The organism is Nocardia abscessus NBRC 100374 (assembly GCF_000308455.1).
Taxonomy (GTDB): Bacteria; Actinomycetota; Actinomycetes; order Mycobacteriales; family Mycobacteriaceae; genus Nocardia; species Nocardia abscessus.
In genome coordinates this window covers 1-3,718 of the sequence record NZ_BAFP01000149.1, presented here as the reverse complement: position 1 = coordinate 3,718, position 3,718 = coordinate 1, and the positions used below count along the sequence as shown (strand labels likewise).

General features: G+C 72.3%; 2 protein-coding genes. Both read right to left on the bottom strand.

Going from position 1 to position 3,718, the window contains the following annotated elements; genetic code table 11:
• The coding region (locus ON19_RS30365; RefSeq protein ID WP_043700467.1) for an AMP-binding protein at positions 1–325 on the bottom strand (325 nt) is incomplete at its 3' end.
• Positions 322–3,718 (bottom strand): SDR family NAD(P)-dependent oxidoreductase (locus tag ON19_RS30360; RefSeq protein WP_043700465.1); only part of this gene is annotated, 3,397 nt, incomplete at its 5' end. The genes ON19_RS30365 and ON19_RS30360, both read right to left, overlap by 4 nt.

The following is a 3,718-nucleotide window of genomic DNA, read 5'->3' as shown; positions in this document are numbered from 1 at the left end:
GGCGGTCGCGGTTGCGCGCGCCCGCCGCAGGGAACAGCGGCACGGCGACCCGATTGCTGTACAGGCAGGCGAGAAAGGCCACCGCGTAGTCGACTCCGTGTGCGCAGAGGATGGCCACCCGGTCGCCGGGCGTGCTTTCCTGACGCAGTCGCGCGGCCAGCGCGCCCGCCGCGGCGTGCAGGTCTGCATAGGTCTGCGTGACGGGCACGGGTTCCCGCAGGCGGAAGCGCAGTTCGGTGAAGGCGGGCTCGTCCGGCCGGGCGGCAGCCCATGCGGCCACCGAGGTCGCGAGACCGTCGCCTGCCGGACGGTCGGCGGTGGTCACGAGGTCTCTTCGGTGTTCGCGGTGACCCGATCGAGCAGGGCGGCGCCGAGGGCAGTGATGGTCGGATGCTTGAACAGCTCCGCGGTGGCGATCCGGACGCGCAGCCGGGCTTCCAGGTTCCTTCGCATCTCGATCGCGAGCAGTGAGCTGAGCCCGAGGTCGTTGAAGTCGGCGGCCGGGTCGATGTGCTCGGCGGGCAGATCGAGCGTGCTCGCCAGCACGCGGCGGATGATCGTGGTCAATGGTTCGGCAGGCTCCGGCGGCGCGGGCACGCTGTTCCTGGTGGGAGCAGGGCTCGGATCGAGCATCGGTACGAGCAGATTCGCCAAGCGCAACGCGACCGGCGACGTGTCGGCGGTCGGGGTGTGCTCCAGCGCGAGCAGGTACGGCCCGTCATAGCGCAGAGCCTGTGCCAGGACCGTGCTGCCACGCCGCAGGTCGAATGCCCCGATGCCCGCTCGCCGCAGGTGGCTGGCCCCGCCGGCCGCCGCGGCGAGTCCCGAATCCCAGAGCCCCCAGCCGATGCTGAGAATTCGTCTGCCCGGATCTCGCTGCGCCAGGGCGTCCATCGCCGCGTTGGCGGCGGCATAGGCGGCCTGGCCCGGCGCTCCCAGGGCGCCGGTGGCCGAGGAGAACAGCAGGACGAAGTCGGTGGCGTCGGTCGCGGTGAGCTCGATCAAATTGGCCGCCGCGGTGGGTTTGGGCAGGAACATCCTGGCCAGCTGTCCCGCGGTGACCGCGTCGAACGCAGCGTCCTCCAGTGCGCCCGCCGCGTGCACGACGCCACGGATCGCCGAGTCGGAGGCGCGGATGTCGCTGAGCGCGTTGGCCAGATCGTCGCGGTCGGCCGCGTCGCAGCGCACCACGACGATGCGGTCCTCCAGGCCGTCCAGCAGCGCGGGCACGGGGCGGGGCGCGCGGGTCAGCACCACGACGTCTCGCGCGCCCGCGTCTAGCAACCAGCGCACGGCGACCGAACCGAGGGTGCCCAGTCCGCCGGTGACGACGTAGGTTCCGTTCGCGTCGACCGCCGCGACCGGCAGCGCTCGCGCACGCGCCGGCGTGAAGCGCCGGACGGCGATCTCGCCCGCCGACAGGCGCAGCTCGTCGGGGATCGCACTGTCGGCGGCCGTCACCAGGCTGGTCAGCAGCGGTACATTCCTGGGGTCGGCATCGGTCCAGATCAACCGCACCGTCCGGCCGGTCTCCAGCTGGAGCGAGCGCACCAGCCCCGCGATCGCCGCGGCCTCGACCGAGGTCGGCGGGCCTGCTTCGGTGGGCCGCGAGTGTGCACGGGCCGCCTGTTCCTGCGGCAGCACGACCGTCACGGACGCGGTGGCGTCGTGCGCGGAGATCAGTTGCAGCAGCTCCAGAACCCGACCCGTCGCCGGGGCGCCGCTGTTGCCGTCGCCCACCGCGGAATCCGCGGGCCAGACCACCGCGACGGCGTGGCCGCCGCCACGCCCGGTCAGTACCGCGCCGACGAGCGCGCGCGCGTCGTCGGGTTCGCGGGCGATGCGTTCGGTCGGCACCTCGGCGTCCAGTGCGCGGGCGAGCCGGACCGCGAGGTCGGAGGCGCCGACCACGACCGCCCGCCGCACCGGGGTCTGGTCCACGCAGGCGTCGCCGAGCCCGAGTGTTTCGGGATCACGCGCTGCCCATGCCTCCTGACGGAAGTGCGCGTCGTGCTCGGCACGTGTGGCGCGAACCGCACCGAGGTCCTCCTCGGCGCCGGGATCGGCGTAACGGATGTGCACACCCGAGAAGGCCAGACAGGGCACACCGTGCTGATCGGTCGCGATGACATCGCCCACCAATCCGGTGTCGCTGCGCTCCCGGATCAGCGCGTGCACCTCGAGCACGTGGCGATTCGGTTCGTGCGAAAGCCAAGCCGAGTCCATGCCGATCGGCAGCGGAATCGATGTCGTGGGCAATTCGTCGAACACCGCCGCCGCGAGCACGTGCAGGCAGCCGTCCAGCGTTGCCGTGCGATGCAATTCGGCGGCGTCGAACAGGCCCAGTGCCCGCCCGGTGCCCGCGGCGATGCCGCGCAGCGCACGGAATCGCGGACCGTACTCCAGCCGCCTGCGGCGCAATTCCTGGTAGAAGGCGCCGATGGTGATGACGCGCATGTGGTGCCGAGCAGCCCGATTTGCGTCGACCACCCGCATCCATGCGACGATATCCGCGGGTGTGGGGTCACCGGCGGGCCGGGCCGAAGCCAGCGTCCCGGTGCCCGTGACCTCCGCCCGCATGCTTTCCTCCGCTTCCGGGCCGCGATAGACGACCTCGGGCAGTACGGCCGGATCGGTCCTCTCGTGCACGGCGAAGTCGGCCAGGGCTGCCGCACCGGCGGTGTCGCGGGCGAGGTGCAGCAGCCGCCGCAGCCAGAAGACGGCGGGAACCGTGCTCTCTCCCTGCACCACGTGCTGGGTGAGATCCTCGGCGGCGAAAGCGGACTCGGGGATGTGCGCGCTCGCGGGTCCGGCCACCAGCAGCGGGAACTTTCGCTTGCGCCACTTTCGCGGTGTGGGCGTGCCGAACGGGCCGAGTGCGGACCAGTCGACCGGTCGCCCCTCCAGGTACAGCCGGGCCAAGCCGGTGAGAAAGCCGCTCGCCTCGTCGTCGCGCAGCGCCACGGCATGCGTGCCGTCACGGAAGTCGGGATACTCCCGCACCGCCGAGAGCAACACCGGATGCGGGCCGATCTCGACCACCGTCGCGATTCCGTCTTCGGCCGCGCGCTCCATCGCCGCGGCCAATTCCACCGTGTCCGCGGCGTTGCGGGCCCAGTACTCACGGTCCATGGCCGCCGTGGTCAGCTTCGCGCCACGCCGGACCGTCGAGTACACCGGCACGCGTGGCGCCAGCGGGGTGATCTCGGTCAACGCCGCGACGAACGGCGGGAGCACAGTGACCACCTGCGGGCTGTGCGCGGCGAAGGCCACCGCGAGCCTGCGCGCGAACATGTTGCGGCGGGTGGCTCGGCGCACCAGTGTGTCGACATAGCGTGGCGTGCCCGACACGACCACCGATCTCGGGCCGTTCACCGCGGCCACGGCCACCTCCGCGCGCATCGGCTCCACGAGTTTCGCCGCTTCGTCCGGGGCCGCCTCCAGCACCGCCATCGCGCCGTGCCCGTCCAGATGGGCCAGGGTCGCGCTGCGCAGCACCACCACGCGCGCCGCGTCCGCGAGGGACAGCGCGCCGCTCACGGCCGCCGCGGCGATCTCGCCGAGGCTGTGCCCGGCCACCGCATCGGGACGAATCCCCCACGCCGCCAGCAGTTTCACCAGCGCCACCTGGAACGCGAACAACGCGGGCTGCACCAGATCGGTGGCCTGCGCGTCGCCCGCGGAGGTGAAGCCGTGCCGCGGCGTCCAGATCCGCGGC